Raw genomic sequence first — 24861 nt, 5'->3', positions numbered from 1 at the left:
ACGCACAACTGGCGTGGTCGGTCGTGGTGCACCGCGGCATGTGCACGGCGCCCGCACATCGGTCGCTCTAGCGTGCGGAGATTCGATCCCCGGCGTCCAGGAGCAGCACCCAGATGGCCAAGTCCACCAAATCCACGAAGCGGCCCGCAGCAAAGGCTGCGCAACAGGTGTCAGCGGCGCGCGCGTCCGACAGCGCGGCGTCCAAGGCGCCCGCACCGGGTACCGGCGATCTCCAGGCCGAGCAAGCCGCCGACACCGAGGTCCTCGCTGCGCAGTTCGTCCATAACGAGAACAAGGCGTCCGAGTACGGCCGCGACCACGCGACCACGCCCCCGGTCGGACAGCAGGCGACGCCGCCGTCGGATCTGCCGACCGCCAGCACCCTGGGCGAATCCAATGCGTCGGCGAAGGTCGGCACGCGCCCGGCGCCCGGCGTCAATCCCACCGTCGAATCGCTCGACCGCGTTCGCGTCGACGCCACCGGCCGGCGGCTCACGACCAACCAGGGCGTGCCCGTCGCCAATAACCAGGACTCGCTCAAGGCGGGCCTGCGCGGCCCGGCGCTGCTGAAGGACTTCATCCTCCGCGAAAAGATCACCCACTTCGACCACGAGCGCATTCCCGAGCGCATCGTGCACGCGCGCGGCTCGGGCGCGCATGGCTATTTCGAATGCTACGACGCGGTACCGTCGCTGACCTGCGCGGCGCCGTTCCAGGAAGCGGGCAAGATCACGCCGGTGTTCGTGCGCTTTTCGACCGTGGCCGGCGAGCGGGGCTCGAAGGACACCGCGCGCGATGTGCGCGGGTTCGCGGTGAAGTTCTATACCGACGAAGGCAACTGGGACCTGGTCGGCAACAATATCCCGGTGTTCTTCATCCAGGACGCGATGAAGTTCCCCGACCTGGTGCACGCGGTCAAGCCCGAGCCGCACCATGCGATGCCGCAGGCGGCGTCCGCGCACGACACCTACTGGGATTTCGTCTCGCTGATGCCCGAGTCCACGCACATGCTGCTGTGGCAGATGTCCGACCGGGCGATCCCGCGCAGCTACCGCATGATGCAGGGCTTCGGCGTGCACACCTTCCGCTTCGTGACCGCCGAGGGCGTGTCGTCGTTCGTGAAGTTCCACTGGACGCCAGTGCTTGGCACCCACGCGCAACTGTGGGACGAGGCGGTCAAGACCTCCGGTTGCGATCCCGACTTCCATCGCCGCGACCTGTGGGACGCGATCGAGGCAGGCGAGTATCCGGAGTGGGAACTGGCCGTGCAGGTGTTCTCCGAAGACGATGCCGAGCGCTTCTCGTTCGACGTGCTCGACGCGACTAAGCTGGTGCCCGAGGAACTAGTGCCGCTGACTCCGCTGGGCCGTCTGGTGCTCAACCGCAACCCAGACAATTTCTTCGCCGAGACCGAGCAGGTGGCGTTCTGCACCGCGCATGTGATCCCGGGCATCGACTTCACCAACGATCCGCTGCTCGCCGGCCGCATCCACTCCTACGTCGACACCCAGATCTCGCGGCTCGGCGGTCCGAACTTCCACGAGTTGCCGATCAATGCGCCGATCGCGCCGGTCCACAACAACCAGCGCGACGGCATGCACCGGCAGGCGATCCATCGCGGCAAGGTCGCCTACGAGCCCAACTCGCTCGGCGGCGGCTGCCCGTTCCAGGCCGGCAAGGCCGGTTTCGTGCCGTTTCCAGAGCCCGTCGAGCAGGACGAGGTGCGCGGCAAGCCCGAGCGGTTCGCCGAGCATTTCAACCAGGCGACCTTGTTCTACAACAGCCAGACCAAGGTCGAGCAGGCGCACATCGTCGCCGCGTTCCGATTCGAACTGTCGAAGGTGACCGTGCCGGCGATCCGCGAGCGGGTGGTGTCGATGCTGCGCAATGTCTCCGATGATCTCGCCGAACGGGTCGCTGCCGGCCTGGGCATGCCGTTGCCCGAGCCGATGCCGCGCGTGTTGCCTGATCCGCCGGCGCCCGAGGTCGAGGTATCGCCGGCACTGTCGATGCTGGCGCGTCCGGGCGGGGCGGGCATCCGCACGCGCAAGATCGCGATCCTGATCAATGAGGGCAGCGATGCCGACCAGGTCGCCGCGCTGCAGAAGACCTTGCTGGCCGAAGGCGCGGTCGGTCGGTTGGTCGGCCCGCGCGTGGGCGCGTTCACTGCCGCCGACGGTGCCAGCCTCGATGCCGACGCGTCGCTGGAGAACGAACCATCGGTGTTGTTCGACGGCGTCGCGATCCCGGGTGGCGAGGGCGTCCGGCAACTGACCCGCGATGGGCGCGCGGTGGAGTTCGTCAGCGATCAGTTCCGCCATTGCAAGGCGATCCTGGCCTTCGGCAATGGTGCCGACCTGCTCGAGGCGGCCGGCATTCCGCTCGATGGCGAGGACCCTGCGTTGATCGTGGCCGGCGATGCCGGCAAGGCGTCGATCGGGCGGTTCGTCAAGGCGCTGGCGCAGCATCGCAACTTCGATCGTGAACGCGATCCGCCGTTGATCTGAAGTCTGCGTCCTGCGCCGCTGTGACAACGGTCCGCCGGCGTCGTGGCGGCGGGCCGCGCGGCATCGTCGCGCATTTCCTCGCTTTGACCTGAACCGACACCATGTCTCTGTCCGCCATGTCCCCGTCGTCGTCGTCCGCCGCGTCCGGGCGCGGCCGCATCTCGGCCGCCACGACGCCGCTGCAGGCCGATGCCCGCGCCTGTCTGGCGCAGCGGCCTGCATTGCCGCTTCCTGGGGGCGGTGCCACGCTCGAACGCTGGCGCGCATTGGCCGGGATCGCCGCCGACGATCTGTGCGTGGTCAAGGTGATGGAGGCGCATTACGACGCATTGGCGGTTCTCGCCGAGCTCGATGCCGAACCGCCACCAGTGGATCAGCTGTTCGCGGTGTGGGCCGCCGAGCCTCCGGATGCGCGCGTGCAGTTCGTCGCGCAGGACGGCGCCGAGGGACGCCTGGATGGGATCAAGGCCTGGTGCTCGGGCGCCGACCTGGTTGACGCCGCGCTGGTCACCGCGCACGAAGGCGATGCGCGCGTACTCGTGCGCGTCGCCTTGCGTCAGCCCGGTGTCGAGCGCCTGCGCGGCGGCTGGCATGCGATCGGCATGGGGCGCGTCCATAGTGGGCGCGTGGCCTTCGACGGTGCGCGCGCGACCCGGGTGGGCGCGCCTGGCGCCTATCTGGCGCGGCCGGGCTTCTGGCATGGCGGTGCGGGCATCGCCGCGTGCTGGTTCGGCGCGGCCGCCGCGATTGCGGAACGACTGCGGACCCATCCGCGCATCGCCACCGATGCGCATGCGGCCGCGCATCTGGGCGCGATCGACATCGCCTTGTCGGCCGCGGCCGCGATGCTGCGCGAGACCGCGATGTTGATCGACACCGCGCCCGCCGCGCCGCACACCGCGGCGGTGATCCGGGTGCGCTCGCTGCTCGAGCGCGTGGCGACCGAGGTCGTGGACCGCGTCGGCCGCGCGCTGGGACCGGGCCCCTTGTGCGAGGATCTCGACCACGCGCGACGCTGCGCGGACCTCACCACGTTCATCCGGCAGAGCCATGCCGAGCGCGATTGGACGGCGCTGGGCGAGGCGGTGTCACGACAGGAGGCGGCTTGGACGCTGTAGCCGAGGGACGGGGCCCTGCGCCGCCGACCATCATCGGCGACGGCCAGCACGAGGGCGCCTGGCGCGCGTCGGCCTGGCTGCAGGCGCTGCCGCGCATGACTGCCGACGCCTGGTTGGACGGCGTTGCGCGCTTGGTCGTGGTGTCGCCGCATCCCGACGACGAGGTGCTTGGCTGCGGCGGCCTGATGGCCGAGGCCGGGGTGCGCGGACTGCCGGTGCACGTGGTCTCGGTGACCGACGGGGAGGCCTGTTACGCGGACGATCCTCACTGGCCGCCAGCGCACACGCGGGCCGTGCGGCGCGCCGAGCTTCGGGCGGCGCTGGATGCATTGAGCGGCGAGGTGCCGGCGACGGTCGCGACACTGGATCTGGGCGACGGCCGGGTCGGCGCTGGCGAATCGGCCCTGGTCGCGCGGATTGCGGGTGAACTGCGCGTGGGCGACCGGGTACTGACCACTTGGCGGCACGACGGACATCCCGACCACGAGGCGACGGCGCGTGCGACCGCCGACGCCGTAGGCCGGATCGGGGCGTCGCTGCAGGAGTTTCCCGTCTGGGGCTGGCACTGGCTGGATCCGGCCGCGTCGTCGCCGCCGTTCGCCGATGCCTACGCCGTCCAACTGTCTGCGCAGGCCGTTGCCACGAAAGGCCGCGCCCTGGACTGCTTCGTCTCGCAGCGCGCCGGCGCGCATGCCACGCCGATCCTGCCGCCGCATGTGATCGCGCGTTTCTCGCGCGACTTCGAGGTCCTGCTGCCATGAATGCTGTCGTCTCCACTTCGCCCGACTACTTCCATGCGCTGTATGCGGACGACGATCCGTTCGGCTATCGGCACCGCTGGTACGAGGCGCGCAAACGTGCGCTGTTGCTGGCCAGCCTGCCGGCGGAGACCTACGACGCCGGTTGGGAGATCGGCTGCTCCAACGGCGAACTCACCGCCGCGCTCGCAGAGCGTTGCCGCAGCGTGCTCGCGACCGATCTCGATCCACGCGCGGTCGAGCTGGCGCGCGCGCGCACCGCCGCCTGCGCCGGCGTGCACGTCGAGGCCATGCGCCATCCACAACAGTGGCCGAAGGACACGTTCGATCTGATCGTGCTCAGCGAGGTCGGCTATTACCTCGCACCCGATGCGCTCGACACGTTGCTGACCCGGTTGCCGGCGAGCCTGCGGGAGGCGGGGGTCTTCGTCGCCTGTCACTGGCTGCACCCCTTCGACGAGGCGCCGCAGCACGGCCGCCAGGTCCACGCCGCGATCGCGCAGGCGCTCGGCGCGCCGGCGTTCCGCTACGAGGATACCGATCTGCTGCTCGAAGGCTGGCCGGTCTCGCCGCATTCGGTCGCGCAACGCGAGGCCTTGCGATGATCGGCGTCGTCGTGCCGGCCCACAACGAGGAAGCCTTGCTCGGCCGATGCCTGGCCTCGGTGCGCGCGGCCGCTGCCGATCCGCGGCTGGCCGGCGAAACGGTTCACGTGGTGGTGGCGCTGGATCGCTGCAGCGACCGCAGTGCGGATATCGCCGCCGCGCACGGTGCGACCGGGCTTGTGGTCTGCGGTGGCAATGTCGGCAGCGCCCGCGACGCCGGCATGCGCGCAGCGATCGCGGCCGGTGCGCGCTGGCTGGCGAGTACCGACGCCGACTCGGTGGTGCCGCCTGACTGGCTGTCGGGCCAACTGGCCTGCGGCGGCGATGCGTTCTGCGGCATGGTCGCCGTCGACGACTGGCTCGATTACGCACGCGACGTTCGTGATGCGCACGATCACGGGCACCCGCGGCGCGACGGCCATCTGCATGTGCATGGCGCGAATCTCGGGCTGACGGCCGAGGCCTACTTGCGCTGCGGCGGATTTCCGCCCATGGCCGCGCACGAGGACGTGGCGCTGGTCGACGCCCTGGTGGCCTGCGGTGCCCGGATCGCGCGCCGCGCGGCGCCGCTCGTGCTCACCAGCGCACGTCGCAGCCCGCGCGCGCGGCAGGGATTTGGCGACTACCTGCGGGCGCTCGAGGCGCGCGTCCAGTCGGTCGCAGCCTTCGGCAGCGGCGAACTGCGCCCGGTCGATCCGGTCCCGGTGGCGCATGGGTCCTGAACTGATCGGCTGGGTGGCCTCGGTGATCCTGCTGGCCACGCTGGCACGGCAGATCGCCACGCAGGTGCGCGACGACAGTGCGCGCGGCGTATCGAAATGGTTGTTCCTCGGCCAGATCGCCGCCTCGACCGGCTTCGTCACCTACAGCGCGTTGGTCGGCGACTGGGTGTTCATCGTCACCAACGTCTGCATCCTGATCACCGCGATCGTCGGCCAGATCGTGACCTGGCGCAAACGACGGCGCGCGGCCGGCTAGCCAGGTCATGTTCCGCGGCCAGATCGCGGGTGGGATGGTGGTCTTCGGTTCGGCAAAACGACGATCCCGGGCATCTCGCCCGGGATCGCGTCTCTACAACAGGGCCACACTCAGGCGACGTCGGGCTCGCTGAACGCTTCGGGCGCATCTTCGGCCGCGCCGATCGGGATGCAGCTGCAGAACACGTTCTTGTCGCCATGCACGTTGTCCACGCGTGCGACCGGCGGCCAGTACTTCGTCTGGCGCAGGCTTGCGAGCGGGAATGCGGCCAACTCGCGCGGATAGGCATGCGTCCATTCGCTGGCGGTGACCTGCATCGCGGTGTGCGGCGCGTGCTTGAGCGGGTTGTCTTCGCGGTCCAGGCGGCCGTCCTCGATCGCTTGGATCTCGCCGCGGATCTGGACCATCGCGTCGATGAACCGATCGAGCTCGTGCAGCGATTCGCTCTCGGTCGGCTCGACCATCAGTGTGCCCGAGACCGGGAAGCTGAGCGTCGGCGCATGGAAGCCGAAGTCGATCAGGCGCTTGGCCACGTCCTCGGCGCTGATGCCGGTCGCGTCCTTGAGCGGACGCAGGTCGAGGATGCACTCGTGGGCGACCAGGCCGTTGCGGCCGGTGTAGAGCGTGGGGAAATGCGGCGCCAGGCGCTTGGCGACGTAGTTGGCGTTGAGCAGTGCGACCTGGGTGGCGCGGCGCAGGCCGTCGGCGCCCATCATCGCGATGTACATCCAGCTGATCGGCAGGATCGAGGCCGAGCCGTGCGTGGCGGCCGAGACCATGCCGACCGTGCCCGTGGCGCCATCGCCCCCATCCGCCCTGCGGGCACCTTCCCCCGCGAGCGGGGGAAGCGGGGTGGCTGCGGGCAGGTAGGGCGCGAGATGCGACTTCACCGCGCACGGGCCCACGCCCGGCCCGCCGCCGCCGTGCGGGATGCAGAAGGTCTTGTGCAGGTTGAGGTGGCTGACGTCCGAGCCCCACTTGCCGGGCTTGGCCAGCCCCACGAGGGCGTTCATGTTGGCGCCGTCGGTGTACACCTGGCCGCCGTGCTGGTGGACGATGTCGCAGATCGCGACCACGTCTTCCTCGAACACGCCATGCGTGGACGGGTAGGTGATCATGATCGCGGCCAGACGGTCGGAATACTTCTCGGCCTTGGCGCGGATGTCGTCGACGTCGACGTTGCCGTCCTTGTCGCAACGGGTCACCACCACGGTCATGCCGACCATCTGCGCCGACGCTGGATTGGTGCCGTGCGCCGATTCGGGAATCAGGCAGATGTCGCGATGGCCCTGGCCCTGCGCGCGCTGGTAAGCGCGGATCGCCAACAGGCCGGCGAATTCGCCCTGCGCGCCGGAGTTGGGCTGGAAACTGACCGCGTCGTAGCCGGTGATCTCCACCAGCATCGCTTCCAGGCCGTCGATCAGCTCGGTGTAGCCGGCGGTCTGGTCGGCTGGCGCCAGCGGATGGATGTTGGCGAACTCCTGCCAGGTGACCGGGATCATCTCGGCGGTGGCGTTGAGCTTCATCGTGCACGAGCCCAGCGGGATCATCGTGCGGTCCATCGCCAGGTCGCGGTCGGCCAGCGTGCGCATGTAGCGCAGCAGCTCGTGTTCGCTGTGGTGGGTGTTGAACACCGGGTGCTGCAGGAAGCCCGAGTTGCGGCGCAGCGCCTGCGGCAGTGCGTCGGCCGTCGCGGCGTCGAGCGCGTCGATGTCGGCCTGCGCATCGAACACCGCGGCCAGCGCCACGACGTCGTCGCGGGTCGTGGTCTCGTCGAGGCTGATGCCGACCGACGCGGCGTCGATCGCGCGCAGGTTGAAGCCGGCCGCACGTGCCTTGGCGTGCAGCGCGTCGGCGTCGACGCCGGTCACGTGCAGCGTGTCGAAGAACGCGTCGCCGACCGCGACCCCGGCCTGGCGCAGCGCGGCGGCCAGGATCGCGGTCAGGCGGTGGGTGCGGCGGGCGATGCGGGTCAGCCCTTCCGGGCCGTGGTAGACGGCGTACATCGAGGCCATGACCGCCAGCAGCACCTGCGCGGTGCAGATGTTGGAGGTCGCCTTCTCGCGGCGGATGTGCTGCTCGCGGGTCTGCAGCGTCAGCCGGTAGGCGGGGTTGCCAGCGGCATCGACCGACACGCCGATCAGGCGACCGGGCATCGAGCGCTTGTACGCGTCACGGCAGGCCATATAGCCGGCGTGCGGGCCGCCGAAGCCGAACGGCACACCAAAGCGCTGCGCGCTGCCGACGACGATGTCCGCGCCCCAGGCGCCGGGCGCCTCGATCAGCGTCAACGCCAGCAGGTCGGCCGCGACCGCGACGATGCCGCCGCGTGCGTGCACCGCGTCGGCGACTGCGCGGTGGTCGTCGATGCGACCGAAGGTGTTGGGGTACTGCAGCAGCACGCCGTAGCTGGCGGACTGGGCGGCGGCGTCGGCGGGGCCGACCTCGAGCTCGATGTCCAAGCCCGCGGCGCGCGTGCGCAGCACGTCGAGCGTCTGCGGATGCACGTCGTCGGCGACGTAGAACACGTTCGACTTCGACTTGGCCGAGCGCTTGGCCAATGTCATCGCCTCGGCCGCGGCGGTCGCCTCGTCGAGCAGCGAGGCGTTGGCGATATCCATGCCGGTCAGGTCGGCGACCATGGTCTGGAAGTTGATCAAGGCTTCCATGCGGCCCTGCGAGATCTCTGCCTGGTACGGGGTGTAGGCGGTGTACCAGGCCGGGTTCTCGAGGATGTTGCGCAGGATCACGTTCGGCGTGTGGGTGCCGTAGTAGCCCTGGCCAATGACGCTGCGCAGCACGGTGTTCTTCTTGGCGATGGCGCGGATCTTCGCCAGCGCCTCGACCTCGGTCGTCGCGGTCGGCAGCGCCAGCTCGGCAGCCGACTTGATGCTGCCCGGGACGATGGCGTCGGTCATCGCGTCAAGCGACGCATGGCCCACGACCTCGAGCATGTGGGCGATCTCGGCATCGTTCGGGCCAATGTGGCGCTCGACGAAGGCCGAGGGGTGTTCGAGGTCGCGCAGGGGCGATGCGGTCATGGCGGGCATCCGGTAGGGCGGCAGGGGCGGCGGGCCGACGGCTACCGCGCCGCGCCCGGAACGGCATGCGGCGACGGAAGGCGCCGGCCTTCCTCGTGCCCCTCTGTCCTTTTGCCTGAGAGTTCGGGGGTGACGCGTCCCCATGCACCTTCGGCGCCGGATCGAACCGGTCTCTCCAGAGTTTTCCCGCCGGCAGTACGTGGGCCTGAGCGATTACGGGCGTTGCGCCTTCGGCAGCGGGGCGGACCCGCTTCTCCCACCGGTTGGTTGCAGCGCGCCGATTATACCGTGGTCATGCGCCCGGCCGGGCGGATCGTAACGCCGGCTGCATGACCCCGCGGCGATGCTCGCGCCCTTCCTGCCGCTCGATGTTCGACCATGCCCGCAGCCCCGCCGCCGTGCACGCTCGTCCAGCTCTTCCTGCCGTTGTGCGGCGCCGATGGCCAGCCATGGCCGCGCGCGATGCTGGATGCGGTTCGCGATGAGCTGACCGCACGCTTTGGCGGCGCCACCGCCTTCGTGCGCGCGCCGGCCGCCGGCGCCTGGGAAGACCCGGGCGGTGAGGTGCAGCGCGACGAGGTGGTGTTGGTCGAGGTCATGACCGACCGGCTCGACCGCGCCTGGTGGGCGGCCTACCGCGCCACGTTGGAGACGCGCTTCGACCAGGACGAGGTCCTGATCCGGGCCAGCGCGGTCGAGCGGCTCTAGCGCTGCGCCCGCTCGGCGGGGTCCGCGGCGATGTCTCGGACCCCCGGAATCGGGGTGGCGTCGGGGAAATGGTGCTGCAGGGTATCGACCCCGGCCTGCGGGTGGGCGAGGGCACGTAGGTCCTCGCGCGCCTGGCGCCGCTGGGCGCTGTCGATGCCGGTCCGCCGGTCGCGGTCGGCCAGCAGGGCCGGATCGACCTCGCCGTCGCGGCTGAATGACCAGGCCAGCGCGGCGGGTCCGAGCGGCAGCGCATCGCCGGGCTCGGTGCCGTGGCGCGAATGCCAGGTGTGCCAGGTCTTGCCGTAGCTGTTGATCTTCTGGCGCATGAGTGCGCGCTCGGCGACTTCCGGCAGGCCAGGGGCAAGCAACTGGCCGGACAGGATCTCGCCGTTGTGCGGATGCCAGTACGCCCGCTCGTCCTCAGGCAACTGCGCGAACACCCGTTCGGAGACGATGTACTCGATGCCGGTGAGGTTGGCCTGGACGGTGTCGCCGTCGAACAGGGCGCACTGCGCGAAATCCTCGTTGACCTGACGGCAGTAGTGGTGGGCCTCCATCTGCATCGACGGGTCGTCCTTCATCGGGTGGAAGCCGACGATATGGATGTCCATGTCGCGCAGCGGCGCGGTGCCTTGCAGGGCCCGTGCGCCGGCTTCGAGCGTGCGCGTGGCGGCGGTCGGGGTCGCGCCGGGCGGGGCGACCGCCGGTTCGGTGGGGGTGTTGCCAGTGCAGGCAGTGAGTCCGGCGGCGAGGGCCAGCGGGGCGAAGGCGCGAGACGGAGAAGACATGGCACCACCGTGGCGCGCCGGGCGTGCACGGGCGGTGGACAGCATGCGGCCATCCTCGTGGGCCCGTGCAACGGGCGCGTGGTACGTGGGCAGGGTAGGCATCGGCATGCAGGGAACGCTGCGTCCGGCGCGTCAGTCACGGATGCGTTGCTATGCTGCGCGGCCGCTCTTGTGACCGTCCTCCTATGCGCGCTTGCCCATGCCGGAGCGTCCGGCGATGGCCGTGACGCCATCGCCGTCGCCCCAGGTCCCGATCCGCCTGTTGACCCTGCTGCTTGCCGGGCTGGCGATGTTCGGCCCGTTCTCGATCGACACCATCTTCCCGGCGTTTCCGGCGATCGGTGCGGACCTGGGCGCGGATGCGGCGGCGATGCAGCAGACCATCTCGGTGTATCTGGTCGCCTATGCGCTGATGAGTGTCGTGCATGGGCCGCTGTCGGACGCGCTCGGGCGTCGGCGGGTGATCCTGGGCGGGCTTGCAGTGTTTGTCGTTGCCTCGATCGGCTGCGCGCTGTCGACCAGTCTCGGCGCATTGCTGACGTTCCGTGCGTTGCAGGGGCTGTCGGCGGGCGTGGGCCTGATCGTCGGGCGTGCGGTGATCCGCGACGTGCTGCATGGCGACGATGCGCAGCGGCTGATGAGCCAGGTGTCGATGATCTTCGGCATCGCGCCGGCGATCGCGCCGGTGATCGGTGGCTGGCTGCTGGGCTGGGGCCGCTGGCCGCTGATCTTCTGGTTCCTGGTGGCGTTCTCGCTGGTGCTGCTGGCGGTGTGTTGGCGCCGACTGCCGGAGACCCATCCGGTCGAGGCCCGGATCTCGCTGGCGCCGGCGCGGTTGTTGCGCGGCTATGCGGCGATCGCCGCCAACCGCCGGTTCCAGCGCATCGCCGCGGCCGGCGCGTTCAATTTTTCGGCGCTGTTTCTGTACATCGCCTCGACGCCGGTGTTCGTCATCGATGTGCTGCGCCTCAACGAGCGCCAGTTCGGCTGGTTCTTCATCCCGATGATCACCGGCATGATGCTCGGCGCCTGGGTGTCGGGGCGGGCGGCGGGGCGGATCAGCGGGCCGCGATTGGCGAACATCGGTTTTGCCTGCAGCGGCGTGGCGATGGTCGCCAATCTCGGCTACAACCTGCTGGTCGATCAGCCGGCCGTGCCGTGGGCGGTGCTGCCGATGATGCTCAACTCGTTCGGCATCGCGCTGGTGTTCCCGATCCTCACGCTCGCCGTGCTGGACATGTATCCGCGGCAGCGCGGCTCGGCATCGTCGCTGCAGGCCTTCGTCGGCCTGGTCCTCAACGCGGTTGCCGCGGGCGTGCTCTCGCCGTTGGTCAGCCCGCATCCACGCGCGCTGGCCATCACTTCGGCCGGCTTCATGCTGCTGGGCTGGCTGTTCTGGCGCGCCGAGCTGGCGCGTGGCGCACCGCCCCCAGGTTCCGCGCGCGAGGCCGCGCCGATGGCGCCGACCGACCCGTTGTAGCGGCCCCTCCGACTGCGGGATGGGCGTTCCACTTCGGCCAGGAAGCCGTCTGTCAGCCGGAAGCTGCTCGCCCCTCGGTCAGGCTGCTGCGCAGTCCGGGATGCGCAGCGCACGTAGCGTTCGCATGGATATGCGGCAAGCCGTGCACGACATTCATGTTCATTCTGTCTTGGTCGGGCGCGCGCCCTCCCTGGCGCGCTCGACGCGGTCACCCGCCGTCAGTCCGCTGCCGTGGACGTTTGCAACCCGACTTCGGTAGATGGGGAGTCGCCCGCTGAAAGAAGTCATATGCTTTCGGCCTTAGGGCGTCGTGCTGGTCGGGGATTGCGATAGCGGGCCATGGATGGCCCGCGGCGGCGAGTCAGCCAGGGATGGCTGACCGAGCGAGAAGCAGTCCCCGGCCGGCGCGACGCGCGCTCCGGAGAAGAGCGCCGCGATTGAGCGAGGAGAAGCAAGATTTCTCAGGCTAGGCGAACACCCACCAAGGCCGCTCAGCCCTGGACCGGGGCCGCGGCCGGAGCAGGGGACTGCGCGGCGGCCGGTGCGCTCCAGCCGCAACTGCGGCCTTCGTTCTGCTGCTCGAGCCAAGTCTGCAACGGCGCGAAATACTCGAGCACCGGTGCGGCGTCCATGGTCTCGCCGCCGGTCAGCTCCTTGAGCGTCTGCTGCCAGGGCTGGCTGTTGCCCTTCTCGAGCATCGCCCAGAACTTCTCGCCGGCTGCCTTGTTGCCGTAGAAGCTGCACTCGTACAGCGGACCGGTGTGCCCCGACGCATCGCACAGCGCCTTGTAGAACTGGAACTGCAGCACGTGCGAAAGGAAGTAGCGCGTGTAGGGCGTGTTGCCCGGCACGTGGTACTTGGCGCCGGCATCGAAGAAGTCCTCGCCGCGCGGCGTCGCCGGTGCCACGCCCTGGTACTGCGCCTTGAGCGACCACCAGGCGGCGTTGTAGTTGTCCGGGGTGATCGAACCGTCGAACACGCCCCAGCGCCAGCGGTCGATCATCAGCCCGAACGGCAGGAACGACACCTTCGCCAGCGCCATGCGCATCTGCGAATTGACCAGGGATGCCTGCGATTGCTGCTGTTCGCCGACCAGGCCGATCGACTGCAGATACTTGGGCGTCATCGCCAGCACGATCGTGTCGCCGATCGCCTCGTGGAAGCCATCGTGCGCGCCGCTTTGGAACAGCGGCGGGCGGCCGTTGTAGGCGAGGTAGTAATAGACGTGGCCGAGCTCGTGATAGATCGTCGTGAAGTCTTCTTCGTTCGGCTTGGTGCACATCTTGGTGCGCACGTCCGGCTGGCCGTCGATCTTGCCGCCCATGTCCCAGGCGCTGGCGTGGCAGACCACGTCGCGGTCGCGCGGTTTGATGAACTGCGTCTTGGCCCAATAGCTGTCGGGCAGCTTGGGCATGCCGAGCGAGACGTAGAAGTCCTGCGCGCGCTCGTTCATGCGCTTGGCGTTGTCGGTCTGCGCGGCGTGGGCGATGTCGGCGCGGCGGTCGGAATCGATCAGCGCGTTCTCCTTGACCATGCGCTCGTTGAGCAGCACCTGGTAGTTCTTCTCCAACGCGCCGGTGATGTCGAGGTCGCCGGCGTTGGGATAGGGCTGCAGCACGTCCCAGAGGTTGCTCCAGTCCTGCTGCCACATGTTGCCCATCAGGTGGGCCGGCAGCAGCCCGCCCTCGACCGTGCCGCGACCGGGATAGCGCGCTTCCAGCCGCCCGCGCGCGTAGCAGTGCAACTGTTCGTACAGCGGCTTGACCTGGCCCCACAGGCGATCGGTCTCGGCGGCCAGTTCGGCCGGCGGCATGTCGTAGCCCGAACGCCAGGCCTCGCCGGCATCGGCGAAGCCCAGGTCGCGCGCGCCTTCGTTGACCAGTTCGACGAAGCGCGTGTAATCGCCGCGCATCGGCTGGGCGATCGTGTGCCAGCCCTGCCAGGCATCGAGCTGCGCGTCGTAGTCGCGGCTGCTGCGCAGCACGTCCTCGAGCTGGCCGAGCTGGCGGCAACTGCGCGCCTCACCTTCGCCGGTGCAGTACTGGCCGGCGCCGTAGGTGCCTTCCATCTTCGAGGCGATCTTGGTCAGTTCGGCCAGGTGTTCGGGATTGCGCGGCGGCGGCATCGAAGCGCCGAGCTTGAGCAGGTTGATGGCGCGGGCGGTCTCGGGCGACATCTGCTGGCCTTCGAACTTGCGCGATTGTTCGATCCAGCTGTTGAGCTGGGCCAGGTAGCGCTCGTTGTACTTGGCCGCCAGCAACTGGCTGTCGTCGTTGATGTAAGTGGCCGACAGCCACTGCGACGCGGTCAGTTCGGGCATCAGCGTGCGCATCTCCTCGTTCACGCGCGCGATGAACTGGTCGGCCGTCTCACCCTCGGGCGCCGTGGATGCGGCCGGCGTCGTGGCGTCGGGCGAGGCCGAGCGGTTGCAGCCGGCGAGCGTCAGGCTCGCGGCGACCGCGAGGGCGAGCAGGGCGTGGCGATGGGTCACGGCGACATCCGGTGTACAGAAGGAACCGGGAGGCTAGTGCGCCGGTTGCAGCGCCGCAAGTGAGGGCGGACAGCCGGCGGCGGCGTCCCGACGCAAACGAAGGTGCAGTCTGGCGTCGCGGCCAGCCCCGTATTCAGCTGGAAACGGGCGCCGGTAACAGCTTGCGTGCGACCAGCCACGCGCGTGCATCCTCGGCATCGCGCTCGAACCAGGCCTGCGCCGAGCCCAGTCGGAAGGTATAGCCCCAGGCATCCATGTCGGCCATCAGGCGGGCGCTGCCGACGCCGGGCAGCGCCTCGGCGAGCACGATCTGCAGATAGCAGGTCGCGTCCTCCTCCTCGACCGAATCGGTGGCGTCGGTATGCACCGCTGCCCGGCGCTCGGGCGGCAGCACGATCAGGTGGCAGGCCTCGTGCAGCAGCGAATGTACCGGCGTGTCGTCACGCGCATGCACGTCGCAGCCGATGATGCCCGCCTCGCTGTCGCCCCAGTAACTGCCTGGAATCGGCAGGCCCGGGGCAATGCGATGCAGCCGCAGCCCATAGCGCTGCAACAGGGCGCTCGGAGCCTCGAAGCCGATGTCGGCCAGGCACAGCACGGGCGCGGTAGCCGTGTGCGGCGACACGGTGGACGTCGCCGAGACGCCGGAGGGCGAGGGCACGTCGGCTCAGGCCGGGGTGATGCGCTCGTCGGGCAGGGCAACCGAGATGTCGAGCACGTCGTTGTCGCCGTCCTTGACCAGGTCCACCTTGACCGCATCGACATCGATGCTGACGTACTTGCGGATCACTTCGAGCAATTCGCGCTGCAGCAGCGGCAGATAGTCGGGGGCGTTTCGGCTGGTCCGCTCCTGGGCCACGATGATGCGCAGGCGGTCCTTGGCGATCGTCGCGGTGTTCTTCTTGGGCTTGAGGAAATCGAACAGGGCCATCATCAACCTCCGAACAGCTTGCTGAAGAAGCCCTTCTTCTCCGTGGTGGTGAAGCGCAGCGGGCGCTCCTGGCCGAGCAGTCGCGCGACCGCATCGTCGTAGGCCTGGCCGGCGATCGACTGGGCGTCGAGGATCACCGGCTCACCCTTGTTGGACGCGTTGAGCACGTCGCCCGATTCGGGGATCACGCCGATGGTCTTGAGCCCCAGCACTTCTTCGACGTCGGCGATCGACAGCATCTCGCCGCTTTCCACGCGGACCGGGCTGTAACGGGTCAGCAGCAGGTGTTCTTGCACGCGCTCGCCCGACTCGGCGCGCCGGGTCTTGGACTGCAGCAGGCCGATGACGCGGTCGGAGTCGCGCACCGAGGAGACCTCGGGATTGACCACCACGATCGCGCGGTCGGCGAAGTACATCGCCAGGAACGCGCCTTTCTCGATACCGGCTGGCGAGTCGCAGATCACGAAGTCGAAGCCGTCGTCTGCGAGTTCCTTGAGCACCCGCTCCACGCCCTCCTTGGTCAGCGCGTCCTTGTCGCGGGTCTGCGAGGCGGCGAGCACATAGAGGTTGTCGAAACGCTTGTCCTTGATCAGCGCCTGCTTGAGCGAGGCCTCGCCCTGGACGACGTTGACCAGGTCGTACACCACGCGGCGCTCGCAGCCCATGATCAGGTCGAGGTTGCGCAGGCCGACGTCGAAGTCGACGACCGCGGTGCGCTTGCCCTGCCGGGCCAGCCCGCTGGCGATGCTGGCGCTGGTGGTGGTCTTGCCGACCCCGCCCTTGCCCGATGTGACTACGATGATTTCAGCCAAAACACGTCTCCTGGGTGTGCCGCCGTCACTCGAGTGCGGCGATCTTGAGTTCTTCATGCTCCAGCCAGACCTGGACGGCCTTGCCGTGGAGCTCGCGCGGGATATCTTCCAGCACCTTGTACTGCCCCGCCACAGCCACCAGTTCGGCGTGGAAACTGCGGCAGAAGATGCGGGCATTGCGGTTGCCCTGGGCGCCGGCCAGCGCGCGGCCGCGCAGCGGACCGTAGATGTGGATCGAGCCGTCGGCGATGACCTCGGCGCCGGCGCCGACCTGCGACATCACCGTCAGGTCGCGGTTGCGAGCGTAGAGCTGCTGGCCCGAGCGCACCGCCGTGGTCTGCATCAGTCCGGGTTCGGCGGCCGCCTGGGCGGGCGCGGGCGGCGGCGGGGCGGCAGCGGGAGCGGGCGCGGCGCGCGCAGCCACCGGGGCGGGCGCAGCAGCCGCGTCTGCGTTCTCGTACTGGGCGCGGAACTTCGACAGCAGTGGCAGGCCGAGCGCCTGCGCGAGCAGGGCGTTGTCGCTGCTGCCCCAGGCCAGCGCGACCGGCAATGCGCCGGCCTCGCGCAGCGCATCGATCAGCGCCTGCGCGGTCGCCGGGTCCGGCGTCGCGGGCAGGCCGCCGAAGTCGAGGATCACCGCCGCCCGCTCGAACAGCTTGGGCGCGCGGGTCACGCGGCTGCGCATCTCCTCGCCCAGCCGGGCGACGTCGAGCGTGCGGATGCGCAGGTTGGCGATGCCGACCTGGCCGATCTTCAGTTCACCAGCCGGTTCGAAATCGGTCGCCGGGGCGGGTGCGGGCTGGCCGGCCATCAGGCGGCCGCCCCTGCGCCGGCCGGCAGTTGCCGGGGCCTGAGCCATGCGGTGTCGGGCAGCCGGCCGCCGTAGGTGTCGCGCACCCATGGATAGCTGCACATGTCCTTGACCAGCATCGAGGCGCGCAGGTCGGTGCCGGGCATGACGTGCTGGCCGACCTCGCGGAAGCCGAAGCCGCCATGGAACAGCCGCACCGGATCGTTGTCGTGCTCGACGAAGACCTCGCAGGTCAGCAGCGGGTAGCGAACCTCGGCATAGCTCTGCACGTCGGCATAGAACGCCCGCCCGACGCCGCCGCCGCGGCGGCGGCTGGCGACCACGATGCGGTCGATGTAGAAGAATTCGGGGTAGTGCGCGCCGAACCAGGCGTAGTTGCTGCTGTCGTGGTCGCTGCCTGAACCGAAGCCGATCAGAAAGCCCACCATGGCCTCGTCGCGCTCGGCGACGCGGAAGTACTCGGCGGTGTCGTACAGGCGGCGGAGGCGGGCGGCATCCAGCGGCAGGATCGACGGGCCAGCGGCGTTGTTGAGTTCGAGGATGGAATCCAGCTCGTGCGCATGCACGTCGCGGACGACGATCGACATTCCAGACTCCATGTGAGACGACAGACACACCAATCGACCGCAGGCGGCAACTTTGGCCGCAATGCGTCGCAAGGACGGATTATTGCATGCCCGCTGCGCGAGGACGAGGCGCACAGCGGCGTCCGGCATGACTTCAGGCCCTGCGCGCGAGGCCCCGCGCGTGCCTACCATGGCGCATGATCCGCGCCCTGAACCACAACCGCCTGCTGCGCGTCGCCGGCCTGTTCACCTGGGCGGTGATCGGCCTGCCGTTGCTGATGCTCTCGCTGGCGCCGGCCGACCAACTGGTCGACGGCGGGGCACGGCTATGGCTCGACAGCTGGCCGTCCTGGCTGGCCTGGGCCGTGTTCGGCACCAGCTACGCCTGGCTCACGCGCGGCCTGGGCGAGCGCCGAATTGGCGTGCTCGACCGGCTGCTGGTGCTGGTGCTGGCCGGCAGTGCGATCGCGATCAGCTACTACAGCCAGAGCGGCCTGGGCAGCATCCTGCTGATGGTCGTCGCCTGCGTGCTGCCGTGGCTGCTGCCGCTGTGGGTCGGGGTGGCGCTGCTGGTGGCCTGCGAGTTCGTGATCGTGCCGGTCTATGTGCGCGGCTTCGACTTCACCTGGGCCGAGGCCGTGCTGCAGGCCGCGCTGTACGTGGGCTTCACCGGCTTTGCGTTCGTGACCGGCCTGGTCGCGCGGCAACAGGCGCAGGCCCGCGAGGAGCAGCGCCGGCTCAACGCCGAGCTGCGCGCCACCCGTGCGCTGCTGGCCGAAAGCGTGCGCGTCAACGAGCGCACGCGCATCTCGCGCGAACTGCATGACCTGCTGGGCCACCACCTGACGGCGTTGAGTCTGAATCTGGAGATCGCCAGTCATCTGGCCAGCGGGCAGGCGCAGGAGCATGTGGGGCAGGCGCAGACGCTGGCCAAGCTGCTGCTCAGCGACGTGCGCGAGGCGGTCAGCCAACTGCGCGACGACGATGCGATCGATATGCGCGCCACCTTGCTGCCGCTGGCCGAGAACGTGCCGAGCCTGCGGATCGACATGCAGATGCCGCAACAGTTCCTGGTCGACGACCCCGAGCGCGCGCACGTGCTGCTGCGCTGCACCCAGGAGATCATCACCAATGCCGTGCGCCATTCCGGCGCCAGCCTGCTGCGCCTGCGCTATGTGCAGGACGCCGGTGCGATCCGGCTCGATGCCCGCGACGACGGCCGCGGCGCCGATGTCGCCCGCGCCGGCAACGGCCTGACCGGCATGCGCGAACGGTTGGCCGCCTATGGCGGCACCCTGCAGGTCGAGACCGCGCCAGGCAGCGGCTTCGTACTGCGCCTGGAATTGCCGCTGGCGGACGACGCCCGCCTGCGCGATGCTGCACCCCGCACCGCCACGTCCCCGCCGCCGTGAGCCCGCATCCGTTGGGAGGCCCCATGATCCGAGTCTGCCTGGTCGATGACCAGACCCTAGTCCGCCAGGGCATCCGCTCGCTGCTCGCGCTCGACGGCGGCATCGAGGTTGTCGGCGAGGCATCCGATGGCCGCCAGGCGGTCGACCTGATCCCCGGCCTCAAGCCCGACGTGGTGCTGATGGACATGCGCATGCCGGCGATGTCCGGGCTCGAGGCACTGCAGTCGCTGGCGCGCGCCGACGCGCTGCCGCCGACGATCATCCTGACCACCTTCGACGACGACCAACTGGTGCTGGCCGGCCTGAAGGCCGGCGCGAAGGGCTACCTGCTCAAGGACGTGTCGCTCGAGCAACTGGTCGGTGCGATCCGTACGGTTGCCGACGGCGGCTCGCTGGTGCAGCCGGCGGTGACCCAGCGTCTGCTGACCGGCCTGGAGCAGATGCGCAACGAGTTCGTCAGTCTCGACCGGCCCGATCCGCTGACCGACCGCGAGACCGAGATCCTGCGGCTGATGGCCGGCGGCTTCTCCAACAAGGAGATCGCCAATTCGCTGGGCGTGGCCGAAGGCACGATCAAGAACCACGTCTCCAACATTCTGTCCAAACTCGGCGTGCGCGACCGCACCCGCGCCGTGCTCAAGGCCTTCGAACTGCAACTGGTCTGAGCCGGGAAGACGCGGTCGGCCGGCGCGGTGGTGCGGGGCCGCGAGGCCGGTCCGGCAGCGTCTGCACGACACCGGTGTCGTGTGCGGCCCGGCGCGGCGCGCCCGGCGCTGTCGACCGCGATGCGAAGGCGCGACCGCGGCCGTCGATTCGCTCGCAACATCGCTCGCCCGCGGCAATACAATCTTGCTACGATTGCCGGTCTGTGCCGCCTCAGGCCGGAATTGGTCCTGGAGAACCCTGAATGACCCGTCTGCTCGAACTGCTGATCTCTTGCGTCATCGTCGCCGTGCTGTTCCTGGTGGTGGCCGTGCTGCTTCCGTCCAGCCGCACGTTGACCGAATCTGTCGAGACCAACCGTCGGCAGTCGATCGTGTTCGACACGATCAATAGTGTCCGTCGCTTCAAGGACTGGTCGCCGATTCCGCGCTACGACCCCGCCGTCCAGCTCAAGCTCTCCGGCCCGGATGCCGGCGTCGGCGCCCGCGTCGACTACACCTCCGAGGACAAGCGCATCGGCCAGGGCCACTGGGAGATCACCGAGTCCGATCCCGACAAGCGCGTGGTCTACGCGGTCGAGAATCCGCAGCGCGGCGACAACAAGAAGATGACCTTCACGTTGAAGCCGACCGGGCGCAACAACCGCAACATCGAGATCACCCAGACCTACAACGTCGATTACGGCTGGGATCTGCTCGGTCGCTTCGCCGGCCTGTACGTCAGCCGCAACGTCGGCGACGACATGAAGCTGGGCCTGGGCCAGATGGGCAACCTGCTGGCCGCCGTGCCCAACGTCGACTATCGGGTCGAGGGCAGCACGCTGTCGGATCTGGCGGCGGTCGACCGTCCGGCCGAGAACCTGCTGGTCGTCAGCGCCGGCGCGGTGGAACGCAACAACCAGGTCATCCAGGATTCGATGAAGGCCAACCTGGAGTGGATCAACCGCACGATGGCGGCCAATGATCTGGAAGCCGCCGGTCCGCTGCGCGTCATCACCACCGAGCTGGGCCGCGAGACCTACACCTTCGATATCGCGCTGCCGGTTCGCGCCAAGGGGACCGGCCCGGCCGCGCCCGCCGCTGCCGCAGAAGGCGAAGGCGAAGGCGAGGCCGATGCACAGGTTGCCGCCGCACCGGTCGAGGCCCCGGCCACCGATGCCGCCGAGCTGTCCGACCTCGAACTGCTGGGCCCGGTGAAGTATGTGCACCTGCCGCGCGGCCGCGTTGCCAAGGCCAACTACAAGGGCTTCATGGCCGAGCTGGACAACGTCCGCAACGCCGTTCGCGCCTGGGCGCTGACCCAGGGCTATGAGGTCACCGATCGTCCGTACGAGTCCTACCGCAACGGCATCGAGGCCGCGTTCACCGAGAACGGCGAGTTCGAAGTCTTCTGGACCTTGCGCCAGCAGCCGTAAGCGGCGGTCTTCGTACCGCGACACAGGATCACGCGCACGCCGCATCCATTGGATGCGGCGTGTTGCGTTGGGAAACCGGGCATCGTCACGGTGCCCCAGGACAGGGGGGAAGTGTCTTGCGCAGATACGAAGGGAATGCATCGGGCCTGGCGGCGGCCGGCGCGCTGTTGGCCGGGGTGGCCGTCGCACTGGCGGCCTATGCCAATCACGGGATGGAAGGCGATGCGCGTGCGGCGTTGCAGTCGGCCGCCGTGTTCGCATTCGGTCACGGCATCGCGCTGGCGGCGTTGTCGCGAGGCCTGCGCGATCCGATGGCGAAACTGGCGTTGCTGGCGCTGCTGGCTGGCACCTTGCTTTTCGCCGGTGCGGTCGTCTCGCGCCATCTGCTCGGTGGACCGTCGGCGTTCGCCCCCTGGGGCGGTGGCCTGACGATGTTCGGCTGGCTACTCTACGCGATCTCGGCGTTGCGCACGCCGCGACGCTGAGACCACGCCACCGGGCACGCTTGCGCCGCGGACGCGCCCGGCCGCGTCAGCGGTGGCGCCAGTGCCACGGCTCGTAGACGATGCCGTGGGGATTGCCCTGCGGGTAGCTCATCGCAAAGCCGTGCTCGGCGGCGTGGCGCGTCAGCCAGGCGAACGCTGGCGTCGCCTCGAACGAGGGTTCGGCGCTGGGCTCGCCGGGCGTACCGATGTCGAGCGCGCTGCCCGAATGGTGCTCGCTGTAGCCCGGGGCGGCGTTGACCTCGAGGATGGCGTCCACATCGAGGCCGCGGGCGCGTTTGCGCTCAAAGATGCCGAGCTGGTAGTCGTGGCTGCGGTAACCGGAAATCGCCTCCAGCACGATGCCGTCGCCCCATGCGGCCTCGCGCATCCGCGCCCAGGCGCGGGCCGCCTTCGCCTCGAGCCACAGCGGCCTTCGATAGCGGTCGACGCCGGCGAAGGCCAGCCAGGCCGGCTCGGGCACCAGCGACAGGCCAGTGCGGGTGGCGTAGGCGTGCGCCTCGATGCCCAGGCCGTCCAGGCGCGCCTGCAACCGCGCCACCGGCAGCGTGTCGGGCGGGGTGGAGGGGATCGAGGACGGCGATGTGTCCAGCAGGTCCAGCGCCGCATCGAGTCCGGCGGTGCGGCGCCAGTCGGGCAGCAGCGGCATCAGCCCTTCGGGCAGCAGCGCGGCCAGATAGCGGCCGTCGCGTTTGCGCCGCAGCACCCACGACGCGCGCGCAAGCACGCGGGCATCGCGGTTGGCGCGCGCATGCAGCAACGTGGCCGGCCACAGCTCGATGTCCGGAGTGTTGACGAGAAGGGCGGCAGGCGGTCGACGCATCGCGCCAGCTTACCGGCCGGGCGCCGGCCACGCACGGCGCCTGCAGGTAGTGACGCTCAAAGCACGGTGTACGGCATCAGCAGCGGCATCAGCACGTGCAGCACGAGATCGGCCGTGAAGTGCGCCACGATCGCCATCTCCAGGCCGCGCTTCCAGTACAGCCAGCCGAACGCGACCCCGGCGATCGCATTGAGCAGCACCGTGCGCGCGATCACGCCGGTGTCGAGATCCCAGACGCCGGCGGCTGCCGGCAGGTGGCCGGCGCCGAACAGCAGCGCCGCTCCGAGGATCGCGATCCACGCCGCCGCGGGCGGCAAGCGGCCGTCATACCCGCGGTCGCGTCGCAGCAGCCAGGTGACGGCCCAGGCCAGCAGGGTCATCAGGAACAGCCGCAGTTGCAGTTCCTCGACGATGCCGCCGTAGAACGAGGCGAGCAGGCCGTACATCGCGCTGCGCGCGCCGTCGATGTCCTGCATCGCGACCTTGGCCGGTGGCAGCAGCAGCGGGTCGAGCAGCGCGGACAAGGCCAGCACGACCACGGCCGCGGCAGCCCCCAGGCCGGCGGCGCGCCAGGGCTGCAGCGGCGCCAGCCGCGCCTGGCCATGGCGGTTGAGCCAACGCTGCAGCAGCGGCGCGCCCAGTCCGACCCGATGGCCCATGCGCAACCCGGCCCAGGTCAGCAGGGTGGCGAGCACGAACATCTGCATCGCCTGGATCGCGATCAGGGCCGGCAGCGGCACCGGCAACGCCTCGACCCGGCCCGGGGCAAGCTGCATCAGATAGGGGAACACCGCGACCGTCGACAGCGCCGCGGCCGCGGCGAGCGCCACTGCCACACGCAGGTCCTGGCGGACGCGTGGCGCTGCGATGACAGTCATGCCCGGCGCTTCATGAACAGCACCATCGGTTGCCACGGCGCGGCCTGCACCACGTCGACCAGTTCCCAGCCCTGTTGACCGAGCGCCTGCAGCTCGGCTTCGACTGTTTCGGTCTTCAGGCCGAACATGCCCGGCTTGATCTCCTGCACCTTGTATTGCCAACGCTCACTCATGCGAATCTCCCTTGGATGCCGATGGGGTGCGATCGGATTGTGGCCCGGGTGGCGGCAACCGGCCGGCCCGGCGCAGCGCATCGCGCAGGACGTACTCGATCTGCGCGTTGACGCTGCGCAGCTCATCATCGGCCCAGCGCTGCACCGCGGCCAGCACCGTGGCATCGATCCGCAGCGGATAGGCCTTGCGGGTGCTCACCCGCGCCCGCCGCGTGCGCGCCGCTTGCTGCGGGCGACGGTGTAGACGAAGGCAATCGCCAGCCCGTTGACCACGAGCACCATGACCACCGCCAGGATCGACAGCCGGCGGTCGTCATCGCCCCACAGCGCGATGCCGGTCGCGGTGGCCAGCGTGGCCACGCCGACCATCCGCATCAACCGCGCCAGCCGGCTGTCGAGCAATGCCTTGTCGCGCACCGTCATGCGGCTGTGGCCGGCCAGCGGCAGCCGGCCGTCGCCCAGCCAGCGAGCGAACACGAACGCCGGCAGCGCGAAGATCGCGAACACCAGCGCGACGACATGATGGGCGGCCATCAGTACAGCGAGCCTGCGTTGACCACCGGCTGGGTACCGCGATCGGCGCACAGCACGACCAGCAGGTTGCTGACCATCGCCGCACGCCGCTCCTCGTCGAGCTGGACCACGCCGCTTTTCTGCAGTTCCGACAGCGCCATTTCGACCATGCCCACCGCACCGGCGACGATCCGGGTGCGCGCCGCGATCACCGCGTTGGCCTGTTGGCGCTGCAACATCGCGTGGGCGATTTCCGGGGCGTAGGCCAGGTGGCTGATCCGCGCCTCGAGCACGTCCACGCCCGCCGACGCCAGGCGCTCGTCGAGGTGTTCCTTGAGCCGGTCGGAGATCTCGACCGGGTGGCTGCGCAGTGAGATCTGCCCGTCCTCGTGCTGGTCGTAGGGATAGCTGGTCGCCATCGCGCGCAGCGCTGCTTCGGACTGGATGTGCACGAAGCTCTCATAGTTGTCGACGTTGAACACCGCTTCGGCCGAGTCGACCACCCGCCACACGATCACCGCCGCGATCTCGATCGGGCTGCCGTCGAGCTCGTTGACCTTCAGTCGGCCGCTCTCGAAGTTGCGCACGCGCAAAGACACCTTCTTCTTGGTCAGGAAGGGGTTGTTCCAGCGCAGCCCGTTGTCCTTGGCGGTGCCGACATAGCGGCCGAACAGGCTCAGCACCGCGGCCTGGTTGGGCTCGACCATGTACAGGCCGAGTGCGGAGAACGCGATCAGCAGCGCGGCCACGACCGCCAGCACGGGCAGGGCGCCGCCGGTGGAGAGCATCAGCCAGCCGCACGCGGCGATCGCGACCAATTGCAGGGCCACCACCGGGATGCCGGGGAAGGAGCGGATCGGATTCTCTTTCATGCGGCATCTCCTGGA

At 69.4% G+C, this 24861-nt stretch carries 26 protein-coding genes and 1 riboswitch; of the genes, 12 read left to right on the top strand and 14 right to left on the bottom strand.

The window, feature by feature from the left end; translation table 11 throughout:
- Positions 1–113: 113 nt before the first annotated feature.
- From FHW73_RS06015 to FHW73_RS05990, 6 genes are all read left to right on the top strand, one after another.
- Positions 114–2507: a catalase gene (locus FHW73_RS06015; protein ID WP_183425796.1), complete on the top strand. Its 2394-nt coding sequence runs from the start codon at positions 114–116 to the stop codon at positions 2505–2507.
- 116 nt (positions 2508–2623) lie between these two features.
- Positions 2624–3625 carry an acyl-CoA dehydrogenase gene (locus tag FHW73_RS06010; protein ID WP_183425988.1) on the top strand — a complete coding sequence of 334 codons (1002 nt, stop codon included), beginning with the start codon at positions 2624–2626 and terminating at the stop codon, positions 3623–3625.
- Positions 3613–4386 (top strand): PIG-L family deacetylase, encoded by a 774-nt coding sequence (locus FHW73_RS06005; protein ID WP_255492710.1) that lies wholly within the window; start codon positions 3613–3615, stop codon positions 4384–4386. The genes FHW73_RS06010 and FHW73_RS06005 overlap by 13 nt, the downstream gene beginning before the upstream one ends.
- A complete protein-coding gene (locus FHW73_RS06000; protein ID WP_183425795.1) occupies positions 4383–4988 on the top strand; it encodes a class I SAM-dependent methyltransferase in 606 nt (201 codons plus the stop codon). Before FHW73_RS06005 ends, FHW73_RS06000 begins: the two co-directional genes overlap by 4 nt.
- Complete coding sequence (locus FHW73_RS05995; protein ID WP_183425794.1) at positions 4985–5710, top strand: glycosyltransferase; 726 nt, start codon at positions 4985–4987, stop codon at positions 5708–5710. The genes FHW73_RS06000 and FHW73_RS05995 overlap by 4 nt, the downstream gene beginning before the upstream one ends.
- Positions 5700–5966, top strand: coding sequence for a hypothetical protein (locus FHW73_RS05990; protein ID WP_183425793.1), 267 nt, complete (start codon positions 5700–5702; stop codon positions 5964–5966). Before FHW73_RS05995 ends, FHW73_RS05990 begins: the two co-directional genes overlap by 11 nt.
- 110 nt (positions 5967–6076) lie before the next feature.
- Here FHW73_RS05990 and gcvP read toward each other — a convergent pair whose 3' ends face one another.
- Complete coding sequence (gene gcvP / locus FHW73_RS05985; RefSeq protein WP_345776150.1) at positions 6077–9007, bottom strand: aminomethyl-transferring glycine dehydrogenase; 2931 nt, start codon at positions 9005–9007, stop codon at positions 6077–6079.
- Between the two features lie 93 nt (positions 9008–9100).
- A riboswitch (glycine riboswitch) is annotated at positions 9101–9196 on the bottom strand.
- Positions 9197–9385: 189 nt separating this feature from the next.
- Between gcvP and FHW73_RS05980 the strand changes: the two genes are divergently transcribed.
- Positions 9386–9715 (top strand): hypothetical protein, encoded by a 330-nt coding sequence (locus tag FHW73_RS05980; protein ID WP_183425791.1) that lies wholly within the window; start codon positions 9386–9388, stop codon positions 9713–9715.
- Here FHW73_RS05980 and FHW73_RS05975 read toward each other — a convergent pair.
- Positions 9712–10503: an OBAP family protein gene (locus tag FHW73_RS05975; RefSeq protein WP_183425790.1), complete on the bottom strand. Its 792-nt coding sequence runs from the start codon at positions 10501–10503 to the stop codon at positions 9712–9714. The two genes, FHW73_RS05980 and FHW73_RS05975, sit on opposite strands and share 4 nt — an antisense overlap.
- A gap of 217 nt (positions 10504–10720) precedes the next feature.
- On the opposite strand from FHW73_RS05975, the gene FHW73_RS05970 reads away from it, so the two are divergent.
- Positions 10721–11983, top strand: coding sequence for a multidrug effflux MFS transporter (locus tag FHW73_RS05970; protein ID WP_183425986.1), 1263 nt, complete (start codon positions 10721–10723; stop codon positions 11981–11983).
- 491 nt (positions 11984–12474) lie between these two features.
- Here the strand turns inward: FHW73_RS05970 and FHW73_RS05965 are convergent, their stop codons facing one another.
- The 6 genes from FHW73_RS05965 to FHW73_RS05940 all read right to left on the bottom strand — a co-directional run bounded on the left by FHW73_RS05965 (position 12475) and on the right by FHW73_RS05940 (position 17616).
- Positions 12475–14475 (bottom strand): M2 family metallopeptidase, encoded by a 2001-nt coding sequence (locus tag FHW73_RS05965; RefSeq protein WP_183425789.1) that lies wholly within the window; start codon positions 14473–14475, stop codon positions 12475–12477.
- Between the two features lie 133 nt (positions 14476–14608).
- Positions 14609–15100: a hypothetical protein gene (locus FHW73_RS05960; protein ID WP_183425985.1), complete on the bottom strand. Its 492-nt coding sequence runs from the start codon at positions 15098–15100 to the stop codon at positions 14609–14611.
- Positions 15101–15142: 42 nt separating this feature from the next.
- A complete protein-coding gene (minE, locus tag FHW73_RS05955) occupies positions 15143–15406 on the bottom strand; it encodes a cell division topological specificity factor MinE (protein ID WP_183425788.1) in 264 nt (87 codons plus the stop codon).
- Positions 15407–15408: 2 nt separating this feature from the next.
- Positions 15409–16218 carry a septum site-determining protein MinD gene (gene minD, locus FHW73_RS05950; protein WP_183425787.1) on the bottom strand — a complete coding sequence of 270 codons (810 nt, stop codon included), beginning with the start codon at positions 16216–16218 and terminating at the stop codon, positions 15409–15411.
- A 25-nt stretch (positions 16219–16243) separates the two neighbouring features.
- Positions 16244–17029 carry a septum site-determining protein MinC gene (gene minC, locus FHW73_RS05945; protein ID WP_183425786.1) on the bottom strand — a complete coding sequence of 262 codons (786 nt, stop codon included), beginning with the start codon at positions 17027–17029 and terminating at the stop codon, positions 16244–16246.
- Positions 17029–17616: a GNAT family N-acetyltransferase gene (locus FHW73_RS05940; RefSeq protein ID WP_183425785.1), complete on the bottom strand. Its 588-nt coding sequence runs from the start codon at positions 17614–17616 to the stop codon at positions 17029–17031. Before FHW73_RS05940 ends, minC begins: the two co-directional genes overlap by 1 nt.
- 176 nt (positions 17617–17792) lie before the next feature.
- On the opposite strand from FHW73_RS05940, the gene FHW73_RS05935 reads away from it, so the two are divergent.
- The 4 genes from FHW73_RS05935 to FHW73_RS05920 all read left to right on the top strand — a co-directional run bounded on the left by FHW73_RS05935 (position 17793) and on the right by FHW73_RS05920 (position 21569).
- Positions 17793–19007: a sensor histidine kinase gene (locus FHW73_RS05935; protein WP_183425784.1), complete on the top strand. Its 1215-nt coding sequence runs from the start codon at positions 17793–17795 to the stop codon at positions 19005–19007.
- 23 nt (positions 19008–19030) lie between these two features.
- Complete coding sequence (locus FHW73_RS05930; RefSeq protein WP_183425783.1) at positions 19031–19672, top strand: response regulator transcription factor; 642 nt, start codon at positions 19031–19033, stop codon at positions 19670–19672.
- 242 nt (positions 19673–19914) lie between these two features.
- Positions 19915–21084: an SRPBCC family protein gene (locus FHW73_RS05925; protein ID WP_183425782.1), complete on the top strand. Its 1170-nt coding sequence runs from the start codon at positions 19915–19917 to the stop codon at positions 21082–21084.
- A gap of 116 nt (positions 21085–21200) precedes the next feature.
- Positions 21201–21569: a DUF423 domain-containing protein gene (locus tag FHW73_RS05920; protein WP_255492700.1), complete on the top strand. Its 369-nt coding sequence runs from the start codon at positions 21201–21203 to the stop codon at positions 21567–21569.
- 46 nt (positions 21570–21615) lie between these two features.
- Here the strand turns inward: FHW73_RS05920 and FHW73_RS05915 are convergent, their stop codons facing one another.
- Genes FHW73_RS05915 through FHW73_RS05890 form a run of 6 tightly spaced genes read right to left on the bottom strand, consistent with a single transcriptional unit; the run spans position 21616 to position 24846 of the window.
- The gene (locus FHW73_RS05915) at positions 21616–22410 is read right to left on the bottom strand and encodes a M15 family metallopeptidase (RefSeq protein WP_183425781.1); all 795 of its coding nucleotides are present in this window, start codon (positions 22408–22410) and stop codon (positions 21616–21618) included.
- Positions 22411–22466: 56 nt separating this feature from the next.
- Positions 22467–23288: a CPBP family intramembrane glutamic endopeptidase gene (locus tag FHW73_RS05910; protein ID WP_183425780.1), complete on the bottom strand. Its 822-nt coding sequence runs from the start codon at positions 23286–23288 to the stop codon at positions 22467–22469.
- Positions 23285–23461, bottom strand: a complete 177-nt coding sequence (locus tag FHW73_RS05905) for a DUF4177 domain-containing protein (RefSeq protein ID WP_183425779.1) — start codon at positions 23459–23461, stop codon at positions 23285–23287. The genes FHW73_RS05910 and FHW73_RS05905 overlap by 4 nt, the downstream gene beginning before the upstream one ends.
- Positions 23454–23660 (bottom strand): Arc family DNA binding domain-containing protein, encoded by a 207-nt coding sequence (locus tag FHW73_RS05900; RefSeq protein WP_183425778.1) that lies wholly within the window; start codon positions 23658–23660, stop codon positions 23454–23456. Before FHW73_RS05900 ends, FHW73_RS05905 begins: the two co-directional genes overlap by 8 nt.
- Entirely contained in the window at positions 23657–23995 is a 339-nt protein-coding gene (locus tag FHW73_RS05895; RefSeq protein ID WP_183425777.1) for a hypothetical protein, read from the bottom strand. Before FHW73_RS05895 ends, FHW73_RS05900 begins: the two co-directional genes overlap by 4 nt.
- Complete coding sequence (locus FHW73_RS05890; RefSeq protein WP_183425776.1) at positions 23995–24846, bottom strand: SPFH domain-containing protein; 852 nt, start codon at positions 24844–24846, stop codon at positions 23995–23997. The genes FHW73_RS05895 and FHW73_RS05890 overlap by 1 nt, the downstream gene beginning before the upstream one ends.
- Between the last annotated feature and the right edge of the window lie 15 nt (positions 24847–24861).

The sequence above is a fragment of the Luteimonas sp. RC10 genome, assembly GCF_014192745.1.
Classification (GTDB): domain Bacteria; phylum Pseudomonadota; class Gammaproteobacteria; order Xanthomonadales; family Xanthomonadaceae; genus Luteimonas.
The sequence above is the reverse complement of the archived record's forward strand: the minus strand, read 5'-3'. Positions and strand labels throughout refer to the sequence as shown.